20 protein-coding genes are annotated in these 22,524 nt (G+C 50.5%); 7 read left to right on the top strand and 13 right to left on the bottom strand.

What is annotated here, in order from left to right; all coding sequences use genetic code 11:
* Positions 1-5: 5 nt before the first annotated feature.
* Complete coding sequence (gene eda / locus WMO23_RS02500) at positions 6-968, top strand: bifunctional 4-hydroxy-2-oxoglutarate aldolase/2-dehydro-3-deoxy-phosphogluconate aldolase (RefSeq protein ID WP_302491251.1); 963 nt, start codon at positions 6-8, stop codon at positions 966-968.
* A gap of 242 nt (positions 969-1,210) precedes the next feature.
* Positions 1,211-2,050 (top strand): PD-(D/E)XK nuclease family transposase, encoded by an 840-nt coding sequence (locus WMO23_RS02495; protein WP_020311769.1) that lies wholly within the window; start codon positions 1,211-1,213, stop codon positions 2,048-2,050.
* A gap of 66 nt (positions 2,051-2,116) precedes the next feature.
* On the opposite strand, the gene WMO23_RS02490 is transcribed toward WMO23_RS02495, so the two are convergent.
* The 6 genes from WMO23_RS02490 to WMO23_RS02465 all read right to left on the bottom strand — a co-directional run bounded on the left by WMO23_RS02490 (position 2,117) and on the right by WMO23_RS02465 (position 9,716).
* Positions 2,117-3,436, bottom strand: coding sequence for an L-cysteine desulfidase family protein (locus WMO23_RS02490; RefSeq protein WP_349173171.1), 1,320 nt, complete (start codon positions 3,434-3,436; stop codon positions 2,117-2,119).
* 44 nt (positions 3,437-3,480) lie between these two features.
* Positions 3,481-4,740 (bottom strand): SLC5/6 family protein, encoded by a 1,260-nt coding sequence (locus tag WMO23_RS02485; RefSeq protein ID WP_020311771.1) that lies wholly within the window; start codon positions 4,738-4,740, stop codon positions 3,481-3,483.
* 396 nt (positions 4,741-5,136) lie between these two features.
* Positions 5,137-6,429: an ATP-binding protein gene (locus tag WMO23_RS02480; protein WP_303267872.1), complete on the bottom strand. Its 1,293-nt coding sequence runs from the start codon at positions 6,427-6,429 to the stop codon at positions 5,137-5,139.
* Between the two features lie 256 nt (positions 6,430-6,685).
* Positions 6,686-8,359, bottom strand: a complete 1,674-nt coding sequence (locus tag WMO23_RS02475) for an SWIM zinc finger family protein (RefSeq protein ID WP_020309625.1) — start codon at positions 8,357-8,359, stop codon at positions 6,686-6,688.
* Positions 8,360-8,364: 5 nt separating this feature from the next.
* Positions 8,365-9,057, bottom strand: coding sequence for a helix-turn-helix transcriptional regulator (locus WMO23_RS02470; protein WP_349173169.1), 693 nt, complete (start codon positions 9,055-9,057; stop codon positions 8,365-8,367).
* 290 nt (positions 9,058-9,347) lie between these two features.
* Positions 9,348-9,716 (bottom strand): RidA family protein, encoded by a 369-nt coding sequence (locus tag WMO23_RS02465; RefSeq protein WP_020309623.1) that lies wholly within the window; start codon positions 9,714-9,716, stop codon positions 9,348-9,350.
* A 175-nt stretch (positions 9,717-9,891) separates the two neighbouring features.
* Here WMO23_RS02465 and WMO23_RS02460 point away from each other — a divergent pair, with 175 nt between their 5' ends.
* Positions 9,892-10,257, top strand: coding sequence for a DUF134 domain-containing protein (locus WMO23_RS02460; protein WP_071601810.1), 366 nt, complete (start codon positions 9,892-9,894; stop codon positions 10,255-10,257).
* Positions 10,250-11,086, top strand: a complete 837-nt coding sequence (locus WMO23_RS02455; RefSeq protein ID WP_020724034.1) for an Mrp/NBP35 family ATP-binding protein — start codon at positions 10,250-10,252, stop codon at positions 11,084-11,086. Before WMO23_RS02460 ends, WMO23_RS02455 begins: the two co-directional genes overlap by 8 nt.
* A 243-nt stretch (positions 11,087-11,329) precedes the next feature.
* Here WMO23_RS02455 and WMO23_RS02450 read toward each other — a convergent pair whose 3' ends face one another.
* The gene (locus WMO23_RS02450) at positions 11,330-13,174 is read right to left on the bottom strand and encodes an alkaline phosphatase (protein WP_296820524.1); all 1,845 of its coding nucleotides are present in this window, start codon (positions 13,172-13,174) and stop codon (positions 11,330-11,332) included.
* Between the two features lie 117 nt (positions 13,175-13,291).
* Between WMO23_RS02450 and WMO23_RS02445 the strand changes: the two genes are divergently transcribed.
* Positions 13,292-14,179, top strand: coding sequence for an ROK family protein (locus WMO23_RS02445; protein ID WP_020309619.1), 888 nt, complete (start codon positions 13,292-13,294; stop codon positions 14,177-14,179).
* Here WMO23_RS02445 and nagZ read toward each other — a convergent pair.
* The 4 genes from nagZ to WMO23_RS02425 all read right to left on the bottom strand — a co-directional run bounded on the left by nagZ (position 14,173) and on the right by WMO23_RS02425 (position 18,415).
* Positions 14,173-15,324, bottom strand: coding sequence for a beta-N-acetylhexosaminidase (gene nagZ, locus WMO23_RS02440; protein WP_020309618.1), 1,152 nt, complete (start codon positions 15,322-15,324; stop codon positions 14,173-14,175). The two genes, WMO23_RS02445 and nagZ, sit on opposite strands and share 7 nt — an antisense overlap.
* Positions 15,311-16,465, bottom strand: coding sequence for an N-acetylglucosamine-6-phosphate deacetylase (gene nagA / locus WMO23_RS02435; protein WP_292282076.1), 1,155 nt, complete (start codon positions 16,463-16,465; stop codon positions 15,311-15,313). Before nagA ends, nagZ begins: the two co-directional genes overlap by 14 nt.
* A 461-nt stretch (positions 16,466-16,926) precedes the next feature.
* Positions 16,927-17,214: a hypothetical protein gene (locus tag WMO23_RS02430; protein WP_020309616.1), complete on the bottom strand. Its 288-nt coding sequence runs from the start codon at positions 17,212-17,214 to the stop codon at positions 16,927-16,929.
* Between the two features lie 25 nt (positions 17,215-17,239).
* Positions 17,240-18,415, bottom strand: a complete 1,176-nt coding sequence (locus WMO23_RS02425) for a DNA polymerase IV (RefSeq protein ID WP_020309615.1) — start codon at positions 18,413-18,415, stop codon at positions 17,240-17,242.
* Between the two features lie 230 nt (positions 18,416-18,645).
* Between WMO23_RS02425 and WMO23_RS02420 the strand changes: the two genes are divergently transcribed.
* Both WMO23_RS02420 and WMO23_RS02415 read left to right on the top strand, forming a co-directional pair.
* Positions 18,646-19,587 (top strand): LysR substrate-binding domain-containing protein, encoded by a 942-nt coding sequence (locus tag WMO23_RS02420; protein WP_036201079.1) that lies wholly within the window; start codon positions 18,646-18,648, stop codon positions 19,585-19,587.
* Between the two features lie 6 nt (positions 19,588-19,593).
* The gene (locus tag WMO23_RS02415; protein ID WP_292282073.1) at positions 19,594-20,367 is read left to right on the top strand and encodes a hypothetical protein; all 774 of its coding nucleotides are present in this window, start codon (positions 19,594-19,596) and stop codon (positions 20,365-20,367) included.
* Between the two features lie 113 nt (positions 20,368-20,480).
* Here WMO23_RS02415 and WMO23_RS02410 read toward each other — a convergent pair whose 3' ends face one another.
* Together WMO23_RS02410 and WMO23_RS02405 are read right to left on the bottom strand one after the other, a co-directional pair.
* A complete protein-coding gene (locus WMO23_RS02410; RefSeq protein WP_020309612.1) occupies positions 20,481-21,101 on the bottom strand; it encodes a response regulator transcription factor in 621 nt (206 codons plus the stop codon).
* Positions 21,082-22,524, bottom strand: a complete 1,443-nt coding sequence (locus tag WMO23_RS02405) for a HAMP domain-containing sensor histidine kinase (RefSeq protein WP_020309611.1) — start codon at positions 22,522-22,524, stop codon at positions 21,082-21,084. Before WMO23_RS02405 ends, WMO23_RS02410 begins: the two co-directional genes overlap by 20 nt.

Genomic DNA, 22,524 nt, shown 5'->3' with positions numbered 1-22,524 from the left:
CAACCATGATTAGCAATAATATGAAGAAAATATTTGAAATCGGACTGGTTCCACTCATCGTCTTAGAAGATGCACAAGACGCAGTCCCCTTTGGTCAAGCTTTGGTCCGTGGGGGAATCCCGATTGCTGAAGTTACCTTCCGTACAGATGCCTGCCTGGACATCATCTGCGCTATGAAGACCATTCCCGGACTCATCGTCGGAGCTGGCACGGTACATAATGTAGCACAAGCGCAAGCCGCTGTAGAAGCAGGTGCTGAATTCATCATTACGCCGGCCTATAATCCTCAGGTCACCCAGTGGTGTATCGAAAATCATATCGATATCATGCCGGGAACCGTATCTCCAGCCGACATCGAAGCGGCCAATGGATTAGGACTGGAAGTTTGCAAGTTCTTCCCAGCCGGAGTCTATGGCGGTCCGAAAACTTTAAAAGCCCTTGCCGGTCCTTTTGCTACCATGAAATTCATTCCAACAGGCGGCGTAAATTACGACAACATGAATGAATATCTGGATTTACCGAATGTCGCAGCTGTCGGCGGCAGTTTCATCACCCCTTCGGATTTAGTCAAGGCCAAAGATTGGGATGCCATCGCAGCACACTGCCAAAAAATCATCCGTCACATGCTGGATTTCACACTCGGTCACGTAGGTCTGCATGTACCTGGCAGAACGGAAGCTGAAGCCGTAACCGACGGTCTGTGCCGATTAATGGCTCAGGACAAAATTCCCGGTGCCGACAATTTCTTTGCAGGACCTATCGCCGAAATCTGCGACCATGAAATGCCCGGTACAAACGGCCACATCTGTATTGATACACGCGATATGCCCCGCGCCTTAGCCTTCTATCAACGGCAGGGGATCGCTTTGGATGAAGACCATTGCTATCGCGACGAAAAAGGAAATATTAAAGTCGCCTTCTTAAAAGAAACAGTAGGCGGTTTCTCCATTCATCTGCGCAGAAAATAAGAAAATCCCCTGATACTATCCCTACATCATGACAGTATCAGGGAATTTTTTTGTACAAAACCAAATAACATTGGTTCGCGCGACTTTTCATTTATGCATATAAAACATTTGTTCAAATTATATATCCATGTTATAATGAACATATATTCGGTAGAACGCGCGTTTATCTACTTATTTTCTTTCAAATAATCTATTGTAGTAATTTTCTGAACTAAGTATAATGGAAATGAAAGGGATTGCTGATGAACGATAAATCAGATAATAAGCAACAGGCAAGACGCCATCAGCGAGCACTGAATCTTATCAAACGATGGCGTTTAATGGATGACGATTTCATGAAGCGGTGTTTGAAAGATAATATTCCTGCTGTTGAATGTATTCTTCGGATTATTATGGAACAGCCTGACCTAGAAGTGCAAACACTCCATGTGGAGGATACAATTCCTAATTTACAAGGACACGGCGTCAGGCTGGATGTCCATGCTACTGATGCTATGGGTATAGAATACGATATTGAGATACAGCGTTCAGATCAAGGTGCTGGAGCTCGACGGGCCCGTTTCAATGGCAGTGTGTTAGATCTCAACAATCTAAAAAAAGGGTTCGACTATGACCAGCTACCGGAAACCTACGTAATCTTCATTACGGAAAATGATATATTAGAGCATGGGCTATCCCGATACCATATTAACCGCATCATCGAAGAAACAAATCAACATTTCGAGGATGGGTCCCACATCATTTACGTCAACGGGGCTTATCGGGGCCAAGATGATATAGGTAAGCTAATGAATGATTTCCGTAGCACAACTGCTGAAGAAATGTTTTGGCCCCCTTTGAAAGAAGTTGTCAATCGTTACAAAAATAATCCTGTGGAGGTGGCTAAAATGTGCCGAGAATTAGAGAAATGGAGCATGGAAGAGCGTCAGGAAGGTCTTGTCGAAGGGCAGCGCAAGGGCGAAGATAATCTGGCAAAATTGCTGAAATTGTTGAAGGCTGATGGCCGCTTACATGATTTGGATTTAGCCATAGAAGACGAAGCAGCCCGAAAAGCATTATACAAGGAATATCACATTGACTAAAAAAATTCCCCCGATGCTATCGAAATAATGGATAGCATCAGGGGATTTTTTATTTTGTCATGGAAATTATGCCCCGGCAACTTCTTTATTTTTGTTCAACATGATGTGCAAGACTTCACAATCGGTCTGCTGCATCCCATTGGAGGCTAAAAGACCTACGTTACGGATACATTCATCAGCCGTATCAGCGACGAGTCCATCCGTACCTTCTACGCGGATACCGGCTAAGGCCATGAGGACTGAACGATAGGCGATTTCTACTGCCGAAGCGACTTTCATGGCACAGCTATCGGCAGCGCCATCGCAGACCATGCCGACGATGCCGCCATTCATGGACGAAATGGCTTTGCAAATAGTCTGATAGGGCGTCTTGCGGTCAAGGAGCCAGGCCATGCTGGCCGCTGCCCCCATGGCAGCCGTAACGGTCGCGCAGAAGGCAGACAACTTGGGCAAATAGCTGTGAGCATAGATAGCTACCATACTGGCCAAAGCCAGGGCCCGGACGCGTTCTTCGCCAGAGGCTTTGATATGGTCAGCGACAACCGTTACCGGCTCGGACACGGTAATCCCTTGGTTGCCAGAACCGGAATTGGTCATGGCCGGACAAGCAGCGCCACCCATGCGGGCATCCGAAGCGGCTACCGTGCGGACTTGGATTTCACGGGCCAAATCGCCTGCCAGCAAGCCTTCTTTAATGTGTTTTTCCATGGTGCAGCCAATGCGCAGGCCATATTTCCCAGTCACCCCTTCTTTAGACAAGGCATCATTCAAATTTTCTGCATTCTTGATGAACTGGATATTGGCAAGGGGAATATTTTCAGCAAATTCCAAAATATCTTTGATCGAGAGGGACTGCAAAAAAGCAATTTTATCGGCTTCGCCATTATCACAGCTCGCTTGTTTTTCAAAAATGACCTGCCCATCTTTTTCGATTAAGACGACGTTCGTATGGCTATCGACGATGACGGCGCGGACATGATGGCATTCCCCATAGACGTTGGCTTCCGAATAAAGGATATGTTTTGTCGTTTCATTGACACCAACGGTGACCTTGCCATCGGCTACCATTTGTTTCCCTTGGGCTACCACATCAGGCGTCAAGGATTTCAGGACCTGGAGGCCTGCATCAGCATCACCGCCCAAAGCCCCGACAGCAGCGGCAATAGCCAATCCTGGCATGCCGGTTCCAGGAACCATGACGCCCATCCCATTTTTCATCAAATTAGCGGAAACAAAGGCTTTGACAGATTGTACAGGTTCTCCCAATTCTTTCGCCGCCGTAGCCGCTGCAAAAGCCAGGGAAATCGGTTCCGTACATCCCGTAGCCGGTTTGATATCTTGCTTCATGATTTCAATCATTTTATTCCACATAGTACAGGTTTCCATTATTATCACTCCTAAAAAATCAATCTATGAAATCCGTTACAAGCTTACGAAAAAGCCAGGAATGGCGAGATAATCAGCAAGATGCCCGTTGCAATGATGAGATACAGCGAAACACCTTTCAGGTCATGCAGCCGCGGCACCCGATAGACGAGATAAGCCGGAATCAAGCAGCCAATCATGCCAAAAACAGGACTACAGATGGAAGTAAAGCTCAAAACGGGAGCATTGAGAATAATGGCGCCCCACGACACGAGAACCGCAAAGACCAAGATGCCCAACGAAACGGCACGTACATTAATCTTATCTTCCGGCATGATGCGTTTCAAACAGTTCATGGCAATGCCGCGGCAAGCTTCGCGGAAGCCCAGGAAGACGCCGAAGAAGGCCGTAACGACAGCAAAAATATTTAAAATCAAACTCATGATCTTAATGGAAGTGCCGGGAATACCCTGGGCAGCCAATGCTAAAGCAGAAATATTGTTTTCATAAGCCATAACAGCCTGGTCATGGCCCATAGCCAAGTTGAACGAAATAGCATAGAAAAATACGGTGACAAAGAGTACGCCAAAGGCGATATTCATGGCCCGCAAAGCCTTGTACCGGGCGACTTCAATCGACTTATTATGGGAACGATAAGAAATAACCATCGGGCTCAAACTCTGCAAGAACAAAATAGATGTCAGCGTGAAGGGCAGCATGATGATGGTCTGCTTAATGAGATAGCCAAAATCGGGGAAGCTGCCTACATTCGCTAAATTCCAGTGCTGAACCATGATGATACCCAATACAGCTACGACACACAACTTCGTCAAGACCATCAGCGTCGAAATTTTGAAGAGTACTTTTTCACCACGAGATGCAATGGCGACAAGAGCACAAATAATGGCCAGCCCGTATAACGGATTTTTAGCCAGCGAATGATCTGTCACACCAAAGGTGACTAAAAAAGACGCACTGTCATTATTGATGGCCGTTGAATAAACGAAGACCCAGATAATGAGCATCAGGAAGTAGAGAAGGCCTAAGAACAAGCCCCAGTTCTTGCCCAGGTAATTGCCAATGACACTGGGATAATCTTCGCATCGTTCAGATTTTGCCAATGTATTAATGAATAATCGCTGGAAAAGATACATAGCTGGATAACCGATAATAGAAGATAAGAGATAAATCCAAATTCCTGCCAAGCCTACCTGTACCGGTAAAAATACGATGCCGGCACCGATAGCCATGCCGATACTCATAATGACCCAGCCCCAGTCGGTACTATCAAATTTTACAGCTTCTTTCCACTGTGCTTTGGTCATACCCGCTTTTTCCCATCGGGTCAGCTTTTCCTTTCCCAAAGCGTGTCCTTTGTCAGGACACTGTACTGTCTGTTCCATTCTATCAATCTCCTTTTATAGTATAATCCCTTCATTCCACACAAGATACAGTCATTACGTATGGCTTGTATGCCCCTCTTTGTTGTTAATAAAATATTATCACAGTAATAATTATTTTGCAATATTTATCGTTTTGTCTTTTTGTAATAAACACATATTGATGGTTGTTCTTTTGTAATGCACTTATGAGGTCAAAAAAATATCCTGCCAAAAATAAAATATTTTAGCAGGATATTTATATTTTCGTTATATTTAGTTTCCTATAAAAGGACAATCTCAAAAAATCAATAAAAAAAGAAGCTGATTAGTGGCTAGTCGTTAGGTAAGCCAGCGAATTGCAAATAAGGGAATATTCGTTACCCATTCCTGTTCCTGATAATCACTCATAGAAAATCGGATAGCTTTTGCTGGATGGTATTTTTCAACATAGGCCTTTAAGCTCTTGGATTGTAAATTCTGTTCCGCTTTAACTTCCAGTGGAATGACCTCTCTCCCTTTCTGAATCATGAAATCGATTTCATACCGATTACTGGGAGACGTAAAGTAATAAGGATTATACGATGTTTCAGAAAGTAGTTGCTGGCAAACGTACTGTTCTGTCAAAGCCCCTTTAAACTCTACAAAAATATCGTTTCCATCCAGAAGGGAACGCACGTCCAATTCACTAATGGCCGCTAATAAGCCCACATCTAAGAAAAAAAGTTTATATGCGTTCTGTTCGGCATAGGCTTTGAGTGGCATGGCTGGTTTGGAAACACGATTCACCTTAGCAATCAATCCACAATCGACAAGCCATTCTATGGCAATTTCAAAATCTTTAGACCGTGCTCCTTTTTTTACCTGTCCAAAGAAAAATTTCTTATTTTCCTTTGCTAATTGAAGCGGGATGGCGTTCCATACCATTCGGACACGAGGAATCTCCGCTGTAATGATATGCTTACTAAAATCCGCTTCATACAGGGGAATCAAGTCATTTTGAATCTGCCGCACAACACTATAATCAGACGTTTCTGCAAAAGTGGCTACCGCTTCCGGCATACCCCCGATATAATAATAATTCTTGAGCCAGGTGACAAAACGGTCATGAAATACTTTCAGCATAGCCGGATCGCGCTGGTCCAATAAATCCGCTAATCGCTCTTCATGGACAGCCCGTAAAAATTCATAAAAAGATAGCGGATACAATTGCATTGTCGTCACTTTTCCAACAGGGAATGAAATACCTTTATGCAGAGCAATCCCTAATAAAGAGCCGGCAGCTATTACAGGGTACTCCGGTGCATTTTCACAAAAATACTTTAACGCAGAAATCGCTTGTGGCGCTTCCTGGACTTCATCTAAGATGATCAAAGTTTCTTGAGGCCGGATACTTTCACCAGTTTCTACCTGAAAAGCTAATAAAATGCGACGGATATCATAATCTTGTTCAAAAATCTGCTGCATCCGTGGATTATTATCGAAGTTGATGTACACTATATTCTGAAAATATCGGCGTCCGAACTCTTTCATGAGCCAAGTCTTGCCAACTTGGCGAGCGCCTTTCAAAATCAACGGTTTCCGACGAGGCGCCGTTTTCCACTTTACCAATGATTTCATTAATTCTCTTTCCAAGATTCCACCCCCTAAACAGAAAATCTTTTCCTTATTATAACATTTTTTCGCGCGACTTTTGCGTCTATCTCTACATTTTTATGCGCGACTTTCGCGGTATTCACCACATTTTTCCGCACGACTTTTCATTCTTGCATAAAAAAATTCCCCGATGCTATCGAAATAGTGGACAGCATCAGGGGATTTTATATGTTATCAAGGAAATCAACCTCTCAGACCGCCTCAGGCGGTCAGCTCTCCTATGAGGAGAGCCTTTTTAGAAGCCCGCTTTGGATAGTTCGTCTTTCATGGCCCGGCGGTTCCGGTAGGTTTCCCGCCATTCTTGGGCAATTTTGCGGGCCAGGTGCAGGCCTTCGGGATAGGTGCTGAGTTTTTTCAGGTAAAAGATGCAGTTCCGATATTGAGCGCGGCTATTCAGGCCAGGCATGGTCTTTTTCACATAGTCTGCATAGTAATCCCGGATTTCATTGCCGTATTTGTTCTTCAATACGTCTGCATATTGATCTACGTCATAGGGATTCAAATTTTCCTGCAAATCGGCCCAGAGTTCGTCGACCATTTTTTCTTCTGCCCAAAAGCGTTGACGCAGATATCGGCAAGACGGCAGCTGAAGGATTTTTGTTTTCAGTGTATTCCATTCGTCCGCATCGCAGCAGGCCTTCAAGGCTGAGACTTGCTCCAAATCATCCTGGTTGAAATGCTGAATATTTTCCCATAAAGCCTGTTTGTATCCCTCATCGTCTCCCAATGCTTGGTAGGCATGAATGAGCTTGGTGCTGTAATCCTGCTGGCAATAATCCTTATCGTCATCGATGGCCTGAGAATCACGGAGCAGTTTGACGGCTCTTTGGTAATCATTGTCTTTAAACGCATCGGAAATCAGCATGTTCCGTACCTGTCTGTTTTCATAATGGGCCTGGATATATTGCTCAATATCGGTTTGCGGATAGCCTAATTGCTGCATCGTATGAATCCGCATGACCAGATTGGTGCCATAGGTATAGCCGTAATTCCAGTCGTTGGGGTCGGATTTCGCCGATTCATGATGCTCGATTTCCGCATCCAGCCGTGCAAGCTTCCATTTCAAGGACGCCGGGTCATCAAAATCATTGTACAGCACCTCTTCGTAATAGCCGTATAGCTCATTGCCCTTGTTTTTGATTGCATCCATCTGCTGTATAAACCATTGATGCAGCTTCGGCACGTCTTCCGGTTTGGCATGACCAATGATATCGGCCCAGTAAGTTCGACATTCATCCAGACAGAGCTGCTGGTCATCTTCATCTTCAAAAGATATATCCGCCACATTGGCCGCCATGATATTGACCAGTTCCAACGCTTCCATCGTACAGGAGCGCTTAATCAGCGGCGGTATGGTGCTGCTCAAATAATCAAGGACCTTGTCCGCGAAAGCCTTACTGGCATTATATTCAATATATCCCAAGAGGTCGTAAGGAGCCAATACCCGATCTATTTCGCGTTCATATCGATGCATTTCCTGAGCAGACGGTTTGCCCCTGGAAAAATCCAGTACGATTTTCTTCTGCAAATCCCGATTGTCTTCGGCTAGCTGAAAGACGAAGTTGCGCAAATCCGATTCAGACAGCTTTTGTAAAATATCCTGCCACGACGCTTTTCCCTTGCCAGCAACAGTCGTTTCATCCAGCTCTTCATCTTCGGCGGCCAGCAGTACGGCGACCATATGCTTGCAATATTCTCCCTTTTCGGCATAGGGACAGGTGCAGTCCATTTCTTCGACCCGGCCGTCGTCCAAATCAATGGTAACTTCATATATATCACTGCCATAGACGTCGGCCGTTATCTGCTTCTCCGTGCACTTCAGATTGGAGACGTCGCCTTCTTCGTAATAGCGTTCGCCACGCTTATAGATTTTAGATGAAAAGAAGTCTCTCCAATTCCCTAAATCCATTTTTCTCACCCCTGCACGTTGTGATTTTCTTTCTTGATGCGGTTCAAATAGCGGTAAATTGTCGGTTCTGAAACGCCCAGGATCTGGGCCAGGGCATAGACGCTGCCTTTGAGGACGAAGAGGCCGTTCTTGTAGAGGTCTTCGACGACAGCCAGGCGTTCTGCCTGAGATAGGCGTTTGGCCTCGGTCCCGTAAGGGGCCAGGGTCCGCTGGATGAGATGCTGGATGGCATCGTCTACGGTCGGATACATGCTTTCTGAGATTTCGACGCTCAGGAAATGGTCATCTTCCTTCTTAGCGTTATCCTGAGGCATGCCGTCGATATGCTTCCCCGGGTCCATCAAGATGAAGGCATCCAGTTGTTTCCGCACGTCCAGATAGCGCTGGACATCGTAATTCAGACAGAGGGCCCCGATGATATTGTCTTCCTCATCATGAATAAAAAAGGTCGAAGACCGCAGGGTATGGCCGTTGACGCTCTTCCCGTAGTAATTGGTCATATATTCCTGGTCCCTTTTCTTACCGACCTGCATGAGTTTCAAAATAAAATCCGTCGCCGGCGCTCCCAGTTTACGGCTGCTGATGTCGCCATTGGCAATGGCGATGACCGATTCATCGGGATAACGCAGATCATGAAGGACGACTTCACAGTCCTTGCCCAAGGCAGCTCCCAAAAAAGGCACGATACGTTTATACATCTCTAAAATGGACATGACGTCACTTCCCCTATGTAGTATAAGAAAATTTTATCACAATGAGAATGTATAGGGCAAGAAAAAAGAGGCCGCCCCATAAAGACAGTCTCTTTTTACGTTAATCGTAGGTTGTTCATCGTTTGTCGTACGGGATTAAAAATATCACCCCATCGCAATGACCGATGAACTACGAACGCAAAACGTTTAAGCGGCTAGCAGTTAGTGGTTAGCCGCTGGTTTTAAATTTAAAGCCATTTTCTACAAACTACAAACTCCGAACTCCAAACTAATACTTACACTTCTGCAATGACTTCGATTTCGCAGAGGAAATGAGCCGGAAGTTCTTTGACGGCTACGCAGCTGCGGGCCGGTTTGCTGATGAAAGCTTTTTCGTAAATGGCGTTGAAAGCGGCAAAGTCTTTCATGTCATAGAGGAAGCACGTCGTCTTGACGACTTTCGAGAAGTCCGAGCCGGCTGCTTCGAGGATAGCGGCAATATTTTTGACAGCCTGTTCCGTCTGGGCTTCAATGCCTTCCTGGAGTTTGCCCGTCTGCGGATCGACACCAGCCGTCCCGGAAATATACAACATACCATTCGATACCATAGCCTGCGAATAAGGACCGATAGCTTTCGGTGCATTAGGGGAAACAATTACGTTCATGGAAATACCTCCTGTAAGATAGCTTTATTTTTACTAATAAAATATTATCGCGATAATAATTGATTTGCAAGCGTTATTTCGACATTTTTTATCCGAAAATGCGTCATAGCCCCCTTACAATGTTGACATATGTCATCTATAAATCTATAATAAAAGGCGTAAAGGAGGGGGTACTATGCCGAGACCACCGCGGTGCCGACGGGTCTGTTCGTTGCCTGTTTCGGCGGCTTTCGAGCCTATAGATGGCGCACAGTCAGACGATGTGATTGTCATGGGCATTGACGAATACGAAGTCATCCGCCTCATCGACTGGGTCGGCCTGACGCAGGAACAGTGTGCCGCTCAGATCAATGTGGCGCGCACGACGGTAACCGGCATTTATGATTCGGCCCGACACAAGTTGGCCGACGCCCTCATCCATGGCAAACGCCTCGTCATCGAAGGCGGCCATATCCAAGTTTGTGAACGTTCCGGCACGTGTTGTCATACCTGCTGCCGCGCCGGAAAAAAGAATACAAAGGAGAATGATCCCAATGAGTGAAAATTGTACACACGACTGTTCCAGCTGCGGCAGCTCCTGCGCTGAACGCACACAGCCCCAGAGCCTGCAGGCCGCCCCTCATGCCGGCTCGCACATCAAGCATGTCATCGCTGTCGTCAGCGGCAAAGGCGGCGTCGGTAAATCCCTGGTAACGTCCCTTATGGCCGTTGAAATGCAGCGCCGCGGCTTCAAGACGGCTATCCTCGACGCCGATATCACGGGCCCGTCGATTCCGAAAGTCTTCGGCCTGACCGACCACGCTACGGGCGATGAAAACGGTATCTATCCGGTAACGACCAAGACGGGCATCAAGGTCATGTCCATGAACCTCCTGCTCGAAGACGCAGCGGCTCCTGTCGTATGGCGCGGCCCGGTCATTTCCGGTGCGGTAAAGCAGTTCTGGACCGATGTCATCTGGGGCGATATCGACTACATGTTCGTCGACATGCCGCCGGGAACGGGCGACGTCCCGCTGACGGTCTTCCAGTCCCTGCCAATGGACGGCATCCTGGTCGTCACATCGCCGCAGGAACTCGTTTCCATGATTGTCGAAAAAGCACTGAACATGTCGGAAATGATGCACGTCCCAGTCCTGGGCCTCATCGAGAACATGAGCTATTTTGAATGTCCTCATTGTCATGAAAAACTGTCCATCTTCGGCAAGAGCCACGTCGAAGAATCGGCACAGAAATATGATATCCCCCATACGGCAAAACTGCCGATCGACCCGGAATTCGCAGCCCACTGCGATAAAGGCGATATCGAAGGCTATGAAGCCAGCTATATGGCAGATACCGCTTCCTTCCTGGAAGGCGTGTTAGGGAAATAATAAAAAGGCGCTGTCGCACGAAGACAGCGCCTTTTCTTGTAGGGGCGCCACGTGGGGCGCCCGCTCTGGGATATGTACGATTTCCTGCCCTGTTTGCTAGAAGAATCATCCAAATCCCTAACGGGTCGCCCACGTGGCGCCCCCTACATACTCCGAATTACAAACTATAAAAGAGCAACCTTTCAGTCAGCTTCGCTGACAGCTCTCCTATGAAGAGAGCCACTGCGGGCCACGAGCCACTAATTATTTCACATTTTTCGTAGCATCGATGCCGAGGGCTCTCATGATGCCAAAGAATACTTCGGTGTTGTCCATGACGCCCTGGAAGTATTCCGAGCCAGGACCTTCAGCGTTGAGCGGTACGTCGTCGGCAGCATGGCATTCGTCACCGATGGTATCGGGAATGTTGGCCGGTACGAGTTCCCAGGGATCGCCGTCGTGATGGCGGGACGGATTGGCTTTTTCGACGACTGTCGATACCTGATGGTATTCGGTCTTATCGCCAGCCTGCTGAGCTTCCTGTTTGGTAACGGTCTGAGAAACAGTCGGCAGCGTCGGTTTCTGCTGGAAGTGGAAGTTTTCGTAATATTCCGGATGGTTGGCATACTGGATGGCCAGGGTGACATCGGGATCCGGATTATCCGGGAAACCATCGTGGTTGGCATCTTTGAAGGTCGGGAAGATGGAGTCGGCATAAGTGCGGACAGCTGCCAGGCCCTTCTTGCCATCCCGTTCATGGTAGGTCCCGGTAATGGAAGCGCCGTGAGCATGGTCGGCGACGACGATGATCAGGGTGTTGTCCCCGTGTTCTTTATTCCATTTCTGGGCGTATTCGATGGCCTTGTCGAATTCGATGGTGTCATACGTTGCGCGCTGCCAATCCATGGCGTGGAGCTGTTTGTCGATGGAAGCGCCTTCAATCATGGCAAAGAAGCCTTTCGGGTTCTTGCTGAGGATATCCAGGGATTTCTTGGTCATGTTAATGAGGTTCGGCTGGTCCGTATATTTGCCGAGGACTTCCGGGTTCTTGAGTATTTCACGGTCGACATAGACATTCATCGTGCTCGGATGGAACAGGCCCAGGAGCGGTTTATTATCCGGAGCGGCCATCATTTCCTTAGAATTGCTGACAAAGGTATAGCCTTTATCCTTGAATTCCTGGATGACGTTCTGGTTGTCATGGCGCTTCGAGCCCTGTTCGGACTGCGGGATGTAACGGCGCGAACCGCCGCCCATGATGACGTCCGGGCGATGATAATCTTCGAGGTATTCCGAAGCGATGTAATCCTGGTTGGCACGGCGGCGCGTATGACCGACCATGGCTGCCGGCGTGGCGTCTGTCGATTCGGCCTGGGTGATGATACCGACAGACATGCCGCGGCTGCGTTTTACGATTTCCGAAATATTTTCGACGCGCGGATCATCGAAGGGGTCTTTCGTGGAGTCTTCATAGACGCCCAAGGCGTTGACGACGGATTTATGACCTGTTGCATAGGTAGACGCCGAGTTGGCACTGTCTGTCGTCAGGGAATCGTAACCGCTGGTCGTAATCAGGCAGTTATGGGGCATTTTTTCCATGGCCAGTAAGTCATTGTACTTGCCGTTAGTCATGCCTTTGGAAATAATACGGGCCATTTCGCGGGCCTGCAGGGACATGCCGTCGCCGACGAAGAGGATGACGTTCTTGGCCTGGCGCTGAGCTTTGTCCTGAACGACGGTATAGCGGGCATCGGCCGAATTAGCGCCATCGGCATCGGTAGCCGTCGCTTTTACCGTATAGGCACCGGCTTTGGGGAAATTGACCTGATTGGCACGATATGAAATGACGCCGTTGCCTAAATCTTTAGCATCTAATTTCTGACCAAAGAATTTATCAGCCTTCTGTCCATTGACCGTAATGTCGACATTCTTCAGATTCTTTGCTTTCGATACTTCGATGTCGAAATCGAATTTGGCACCAGCCAGGAATTTCGCATTATCGACGGGAAGGATGCGGACATCTGCCGCCTGTACTCCGGGAATGAATCCTGCTAATGAGCCGCAGGCTACCATGGAAAGAATTGCTCGTTTTAACCATTGTCGTTTCATATCGTGACCTCCTGAATTTTGTAACATATTCGACACGATAAGTATAAAGTCCCTATACATAGAAAAGGTCAAATCTATGTATAATTTATGTATAATCTCAGGAAGGAGTGTATACTCATGATTTACAGCTGCATAGATATCGGTGGTACAGCCATCAAATTCGGCCTCATCGACGAAACGGGCCGGTTCCATAAGAAAGGCAGCCTGCCGACAGAAGCGGCGACGGGCGGCGGTCCGGGCATTGTCCACAAAGTCCGCTCGCTCATCCAGCGCCAGCTGGCCGACCATCCCTTAGCGGGCATCGGCATCTCGACAGCCGGCATCATCGACACGGAAAGAGGGGCCGTCGACTACGCCCTGTCCATCCCGGACTATACGGGGACGGCCTGGAAATCGCTCTTGGAAAATGAATTCCAGCTCCCCTGTATCGTCGAAAACGACACGAACTGCGCCGCCCTGGGAGAATGGTGGCTCGGCGCCGGCCGGGACATGGACTCCCTCTTCGCCGTGACCGTCGGCACCAGTATCGGCGGGGCCTTCATCGAAAAGGGCCATATCCTTCACGGAGCCTGCCGGTCTGCCGGGGAAATCGCCTATATGCGCGTCCCTGCCGGCCGCCTCCACGACGTCGCTTCGGCGACATACCTCTGCCGGGAAATGGCATGCAAAAAAGCCGCCGACCCGGAAAAGGTCGACGGCCGTACTTGCTTTGCCTGGGTCCGTCAGGGAGATGCCACGGCAGCAGCTGTCCTCGATACATTCTGCCAGAATCTGGCCGATGGCCTGGCCAATATCGCCTGCCTGTGCAATCCCGATGGCATCGTCCTCGGCGGCGGCATCATGGCCCAAGAGGATATCCTGAGGCCGAAGCTGGAAACAGCCCTGGCGGCGCGATTGCCGGCCATGATGCTGCCGCCTAAGAGACTGGCCTTCGCCAAACGGCAGAACGACGCCGGTATGCTGGGCGCGTTGTATCTATTGCTGCATCGAAAAGGCAGCTATTGATGATTCAGTTTCGTGCGGACGATGCGGGTTACTTTTTCATCGACTAAGGCCCGGAATTCCGCGTTGCTCTTATATTCCTTCAAGAGGCCGTCATACGTTTCCCGTTCGTGGGCATATTCATGGCAGACCAGGACCATATCGGCACCGGCCTTGATGGCCATGACGCCCATGTCGGCAAAGGCATAGTGCTTGGCCATGGCGCCCATTTCCATATCGTCGGAAACGATGAGTCCCTGGTAGCCGAAAGTGTTGCGCAATAAATCGGTCATGATTGGCTTGGAGACACAGGCCGGAAGATTGGGGTCCAGCGCCGGGAAGGTGACGTTCGAGACCATGATGAACATTTTCTGATTGTCTTCGCTCTTGATGAGGTTTTCAAAAGGCTTCAAATCCTGCTTCATCAAGTCATCCTTGGAACTGTTGACGCTGTCGCCGTCGATATGGGGATCCGTCTTGACTTTGCCGATGCCCGGGAAATGCTTGAGGGAACACCAGATTCCCGTCTGTTCGTAGCCGGCAATGGCTTCATGGGCGAATTGGGTCACGACGCCAGGGTCGAGGCTGTACGACCGTTCAGCCTGAGAACCGAGGTCGACGACAGGCGCAAAGTTGACGTTGATGCCCAGCTTTTTCAGGGCATCGCCCGTCGTGACGGCCCACTGTTTCGCCTGGGCCGACTGGCCGCTCTGGCCGATGGACTGTTCAGACGGTACGGGCGGGAAGGCCTTGCGCATGCGCAGGACCTGGCCCCCTTCCTGATCGAGGGCAATGAAAGGCATGACGCCGCTCTTCTTGCGGATCGTCGTGTCTATTTTTTTTGTCAAATGCTGGACCTGTTCGGGTGTATCCATATTGCGGTCGAATAAGATAACATTCCCGGCATGGCAGTATTCCAGCTGGCGCTGGCCCTGGTCGTCGATGGTCGTCCCGGCCAGGCCGATCATCATGAGCTGGCCGATTTTTACTTCCGGTGACATCTTGGCGACGAGCCGCGATGCTTCATCTTCCTGAACAGCGCCTTTAGAGGGCCCTGCCGGGCCCGCTGGCGACGGCGAACGGTCCCAGAAGAACCAGGCGCCGATGGCTGCCAGCACCAGGATAGCCAGTGCCAGGAAAATGCCGCTCTTCGTATTAGGCTTCTTCATTATATGCCAGCTCCCCGGCGATGACCGTCTGTTTTACATGGAAATCGTTGCTGTCCAGGATGGTAATGTCCGCCTGCTTCCCTTCTTCCAGAGAACCGATGCGGTCGTAGACACCGAGGGCTTTGGCCGGGTTGACCGTAGCCATGGAGACGACATCGGGAATGGAGGCGCCGGAATTGATGAGGAAATGGAGGACCACTTCGTTCATGGGGGCAATACTGGCAGCCAGGGTCCCGTCAGCCAGGCGGGCTTCACCATTCTTGACGAAGACTTTCTGGCCACCCAAGCTGGATTCGCCATCGCCCTGCAGGCAGGCCCGCAACGAGTCGGTGACCAGGATGAGGCCGTCGCGGCCTTTCATCTGATAGGCCAGTTTCTGCGCTGCCGGATGGACGTGCAAATCGTCGCAGATCAATTCACAGCAGGCGCCCTTATGGAGCAGGGCCGCGCCGACGACACCGGGTCTGCGATGGTGGAACGGCGTCATAGCATTATATAAATGCGTAACATGGCAGCTGCCGAGGGCGTCCATGCAGTCCATGGCCTGGTCGAAATCGGCCGCCGTGTGCCCGATGGACACGATAATACCGTGGTCCTGGCAGTCCTTCAGGAATTTCTTGTTCTTCAATGTTTCCGGTGCCAAGGTGATGATCTTGATGACGTCGGCATATGGTTCGAGCCAGGAAAAATCGGCAGTCTGGATATTTTCTTCCGCCTGGGAGCCTTTGTAGGCCGGGCTGATGAAAGGCCCTTCCATATGAGCGCCCAATACCTGGGCGCCGCCCTGATAGTCGTCCCGGGCCTGACGGATCCGGCTGAGGGCTTTCTCGATGCGTCCCTGTTCCATAGTCATCGTCGTCGGTACGAAGGACGTAACGCCCGTCGCCGGCAGGGCCTGCTGCATGGTCTTCAGGGCCTGGTCATCGTCATCCATAGTGTCGGCACCGGCACAGCCGTGGATGTGTTCATTGATGAATCCCGGTACGACGAAGCCGCCATTGGCATCAATGAATTCCGAGCACATGCCGGCCCGGAACTGCTTGCGCGGTACGATGCGCCAGATATCCTTTTCATACATAATGACGTGACCGTTAATGATTTCGTTCGGCAGGACAATGAGTCCGTCGATGATAGCTTTCATGTTGATTTCCTCCTAATTGTGTTCATTGCCTCCAGTATACCACAAACGGCAAGGCTGTGGAAATTGTGGATAAATGAAGTGGATAAGTTGTGTACACACTGTCAGAATGGCTATTTTATGCTTTGTCCACCTGTGTATACCTTTCCACAATGTATCCACATATTGTGCATAACTTGCCGAGAACATTTATCCACATTTTCTCAGGAATTATGCACATTATCTGCGCCATTTGTTCGTCCATTATAAATCGCGTAATCATCCCGTTTTCAGGCTGTTTTCACCGGAGGTACACATTTATCCACGAAAGTTATCCACATTTCCCCTGCGAATCCCCAAAAAGTATGCACCTGAAAAAATCAGCATAACCGTGCGCTTCACAAAAAAAATATCCACATTTCTGTCACCCTTGTGCACATGAAATGTGGATAAATTGTTCATAGATTATGGTGGAGGCTTATCCCTTAATCGACAGGGCGGCTCCAGTCAATGTGGATGCCCGTAGCCCGCCAGATATAGCACAAGGCCAGTTTCAGCATTTCCAGGCTCGATGTCGGGACGGTGCTGATGGTCTTATACTGCGCTAAATCCGTATACTGGTGCAAGACTTTTTCTGTCGTCAAATACTGGCGGGCCCGTTCATTCATGACGTCGTCGTTCAAGTGGACGCCGAGTTCTTTCGTCTCTGTATCGTATTCGATGTACCCGTTGTTGTTATCACCCGTGTGGGCAGCTACTTTAAAAATTGCCATAACAAAAACTCCTTCTTTATCGTTCTTATGTATCTTTTTCATGGGACATTTCCCAAAGAAATCCTTTCATGATGGCCGTGCGGCCAAAGCGTTTCTGCAGCTTGTCGATGGCTTCCGTCACTTTCGCCTTCGTCTCTTCATCTTCCGAGAACAAGTCGCCCTGCACCTGATAGGCCTGGAGCTGGCTGACCGTCAGGCCCAGGAGGCGGATGGGCTCATGACCTCTGCTCTTATTATACAATTTTTTTGCCGAAAAATATAACTGTTCTTCCGAACAGGTCCCTATGCTGTGCAGCGTCAAAGAGCGGGTAATGGTCTTGAAAGAGGTATAGCGTATCTTGATGGTGATGATCCGTCCCATGAGCCGGTTCTGCCGCAGCCGCCACGACACTTCGTTGGCCAGGAGGCGGAACTGTTCATCCACTTCGGCGTCGCGCGTCAGGTCATGGCTGTACGTATGCTCATTGCCGACAGACTGGGGCCGCCGCCGTACTTCCAGCGGCCGGTTATCCTGGCCCAGGGACAAGCGGTAAATCCGCTGGGCCTGATTGCCTACGATGGGCTGGAGCGTTTCGGGACTGGCCGCGGCGATGTCGCCGATAGTATGATAGCCCGCTTTTTGCAGGGCCTCTTCGGTCACCTTGCCGACGCCCCACAGGCGGCTCAGCGGCAAGGGTGCCAATATCTGCCGCTCAGTCCCATAGGGAATCCAGACCAGGCCATCCGGTTTGCGAAGGTCCGATGCCAGTTTGGCCAGGAACTTATTCGGTGCTATCCCAGCCGATGCGACGAGGCCCGTCGTCCGCCGTATTTCTTCCTTTACGGCTTTACCCATGTCGACGATATCCGGATAATGGCGCTCCATGCCGGAGACGTCGAGGAAGGCCTCATCCAGGGCCAGCGGTTCGATGAAGGGCGAGTAATGGGACAGGATCAGGCGTATCTGATGGGAAATACGCCGGTAATGGGACATGCGCACAGGCAGGAAGACGCCATTCGGACAGAGCCTGCGGGCCAGTTTCATGCTCATGGCCGAATGGACGCCATAAGCCCTGGCTTCATAAGACGCCGTCGCGACGACGCCCCGCTCCATCAGGCCGCCGACGATGACCGGCAGGCCCTTCAGGGCCGGATTATCCCGTTGTTCTACAGAAGCATAAAACGCATCCATATCGACATGCATGATCCATCGCCGTGCCATAACCATCCCTCCTCCATTCTACTTTATATTATACAACGATTGGCCGCCCTAAATATAGAGGGGCGCATTAATTCGTACAAATTATTGTTAACAATTAGACAGTCTACAGAAACACAGATTGCTTTAAAATGGCTTAGTACCGCCATTTATAAAGAAGTATACATCATTGGATTTTCATTCCGTAATATGGTAAACTATAAGAATACTAAAGAGAGGTGAAACATTATATCATGGATTTATTCCAACTGACATACTTCATCGAAGTCGCTCACAAAAAAAGCTTTACCAAAGCTTCAAAATCGCTGCACATCAGCCAGCCGTCGATCAGCAAGGGGATCAAAGCCCTGGAAGAACACTGGGGTGTCCAGCTCTTCGACCGCAAGGGGAAAAATGTAGAGCTTACGGAAACGGGTTCCTATTTGCTTCCTAAAATCGAAGAACTCATCAAGGGATTCACCCAGCTGAATGAAGAAATGGAGTCGCCACAGCTGCTCAATGCCGGTAAATTGTCCGTCGGCGTACCGCCTATGATCGGCTCTTCCGTCATCGCGCCGTTCATCGCCCATTTCATCAACAAATATCCCAAAATCGAACTGGAAATGAAGGAAGTCGGTTCCCAAGACGTCGTATTCGCCATTGATGACGGCCTCATCCAGGTCGGGTTCGTCGCCCTGCCGATTACGACAGAAATTCCTTATGAATTTTTCATCTTCCACGAAGAACCTCTCGACGTCGTTCTCTGGCCGGATCACCCCCTGGCCTCCCAGCCATCGCTGACCTTGTCGGATATCAAAGACGAAACGTTCGTCTTCTACCCAAGCGGATTCTCCCTGAATCCCTACCTGCGTTCGGCTTTCCAGGAAATCATGGCCCATCCGAAGATCGTCTGCCGTTCCAGCAACTGGGACTTCCTGGCCCAGATGGTTGCCGGCCGCCTGGGGATTTCCCTAATGCCGCACACGATCTGTCAGCGGATTTCACCGGACCTTGCCGTCTCCGTCCCCCTCGTCCAGCCCCATCTCTATTGGACCCTGGCCCTGATCTGGAAAAGCAAGGGCTATTTATCGCACCCATCCCGGACATGGGTACAGTCGTTTAAAGATTATTTCAAGGATGCCAACGCGGCCATCCAGAGTGCCGCAGCCGAACATCCTTACCTTTCAGAGGAGTAGATCACGATGTCCACATCATTGCTATCGGCAGCAGAAAAAGACGAAATTTTTTCACATCAGCATGATAACGGTCCCTTCAGCGCCCTGGCCCTGGAAACGGCCTGCCTGAACTATCTGGACCGGCTGAACCGTACCTTCCGCAATCCCCTGGCAGCCCCGGCCGACCGCCGGGCAGCCCTTAAAAAGGGGATGGCCCTGGAAGAGAAACTGTTCGAGTATATCCGCCACGAGACGCCGATCAGCTATTTTGACAGCGATTTCCGCAAACAGACGAAACAGTATATCCGCATGCGGGAAATCTATGTCGACGCCGTGAACTTCACCTTCAAGCGCCACCGCTTCTGCTTCGTCCTGGACCTGCTGCGCCTGTACAGCGAAGATCCGTGCCAGATTCTCCCTGAACGGGATATCTTTAAGGCAAAATGGGAACAAGTCCTGCTCTACGACTACCTGCTCCTCGACATGGGCCAGAAGAACACGGAAGACATCGGCCGCGAAGCCGTATCCAACGGCTATCACGAATGTGACTATACCCTGGAAATCGAAGAAGTATGGAAACAGCCGATGAAAGCCGTTCCCCGCTCCCACTTCCGCTACGTCAAAGCCGCCTTGCCCTATAGCCAGGGCGCCCGGGCCATCGCAACGTGGATGAAAGACCACGCCGCCGAACTGGCACCGGCCCTCTGGGTCGTCGATACCCAGGCCATCGAAGCCCTGCGCCAAGGACCGGACCTGACCGTCACTGATGAAGATATCGCGATTATTGAGAAAACATTTTAAAAAAAGGCTTGTTGCATGTGCGACAAGCCTTTTTTTCGTAGGGGCCGTCCCAAAGGGCGGCCCGTTGTAGCTGGCTGTTAGCAGTCAGTGGATGGTTTCAAATTTAAAAGCCATCACATTAAATGGTGTTTCAAGGCGTAGTCTACTAGTTCGGCTTTGGTCTTGCAGTTCAATTTCTGCATGAGTCTCGTCTTATAAGTCGACACGGTCTTGACCGAGAGGTGCAGTGTGTCGCCAATGGCCGACAGGGAATGGCCATGGACCAGGGCCACGAGGACTTCCTGCTCCCGCGCCGACAGGGCCGGATGCTGGCCGGCACCATCGAGGACGCCATCGAGGAGGCTCCGGGCTTCGCGTTCACTCAGGTAGCGGTGTCCGGAAACGACAGAGCGCAACCCTTTGAAAAGTTCCGCATCGAGCGTGTCCTTGCAGAGATAGCCGTCTGCACCGAGCTGCATGAGTTCCGTGACGTACTGCTGCTCACTGTACATGGTCAGGACCAGGACTTTGACATCATAATGGCGGCGCCGGATTTCCCGCAGACAGTCGATGCCATTCATGACCGGCATGGAAAGGTCCAGCAGGACGACGTCGACAGGCGTGTCTTCCAGCCGCTCCAGGACTTCCTGTCCGTTCGAGGCTTCGGCGACGACATGGCAGTCGTCCTGAGAGGCCAGCAATAGTTTCAACCCCGTCCGCAAGATACGGTGGTCATCAGCCAAGAGAATGTTCATGTTCTTCCTCCTCACTCAAATACAACGGTAGAGAAATGGTCAGCGTCGTCCCTTTACCAGGATGGCTGTCGATGGCAAAGGTCCCGTTCAATACATCTGTCCGCTCGCGCATACTGACCAGTCCTAAATGGTTATCCAGGCGAGCCCGTTCGGCCCGGTCCGCACTGAAGCCGATGCCATCGTCGCGGACAGACAAGGTCAGCTTCGACGGCAGGACGTGGAGCCCGATGGTCACGGTATGGGCCTGGGCATGACGGGCAATGTTGGTCAGCCCCTCCTGGACCATGCGATAGCAAAACAAGGCCACTGGCCGGGACACGCGCGATATGTCGCCGTCATGATGGAAGATCACGGTCAGCCCCGGCTGTGTCTGGCGATACGTGTCCAGGTACTTTTCAATGGCTACGACCAGGCCCAGGTCATCCAGCAGGGGCGGATGGAGATTGACGGCGAGATGGCGCAGGCCTTCCAAAGTCTCGCGGGTCAAATCGCGGACACCGGCGACGAGTTCCCGGACCTTTGGCTCTTCTGTCTGGTCCATGATGAGCCGCAAATAGGCCAGCATCGATACCATGGACTGGCTCGTCTCATCGTGCAGTTCCCGCGAAATGCGGCGCCGTTCGTCTTCACGGGCAGAAAAGAGCTGGTCGATGAGCCAGATACGGGTCTTCTCCTTTTCCCGCAGGGCGGTCAGCAATTTCGAGTTCTCCCGGTCTTTTACAGCCAGGCGGTTGCTCATGACATTGAAGGCTTTCGCCAGGCGCCCGACTTCATCTTTCGTCTCGACGGGCACGCGGACACTATAATTCCCGCGGCCGATTTGGCGGATGGCCTGGGCCAGGGTCTGGACAGGCCGCAAAAAAGCCCGGGCATAGCGCGTAGCCAGTACGGAAGCTGCCAGACAGATGGCCAGGATGACCAGCATGGTCTGGACGAAGCGCTTCCACATGAGCTGCATCATCGGCCGTTCCGACAAGCCGATGCGGAAATAGCCGACCAGGCCGCCATCAATGGGATAGACGACTTCCCGTATATATCCTTCCGTACTGTCGAAGGTCACAGTCTTATCGGCTCTGTCGTGCTGCACGTCGCGCCGTTCCGGCAAGCCCTTTGGCAGGCCGTCCGTAAACGTGCTGGCCAGGATACGGCCATCGGGATAAGTCACCAGGATATACCGCACCTGGTCATTCGTCTGCTGAGCATGGAGCAGCTGTTCCGTCATGGCAAAGCGGTCATCGACGAGGATATCGTTACTGATGACCTGACTGATTGAGGCCGCCAGTTCCCGCCCGGATGTATCGAGTTCGTAATTCATATAGGTGCTCGTCGAGTAAAGGAACAGGGAAGCAGCCAGCAGGCCGCAGACAAAGATTGTGCCGACGATGAGGGCGTTAAATTTTACATAGAGTGTATAGTTTCTCAT

Origin of the sequence: Megasphaera intestinihominis (genome assembly GCF_040096415.1) — a bacterium.
In the GTDB taxonomy this organism is placed as follows: Bacteria; Bacillota; Negativicutes; order Veillonellales; family Megasphaeraceae; genus Megasphaera; species Megasphaera intestinihominis.
This window is presented reverse-complemented; position numbering and strand designations above follow the sequence as displayed.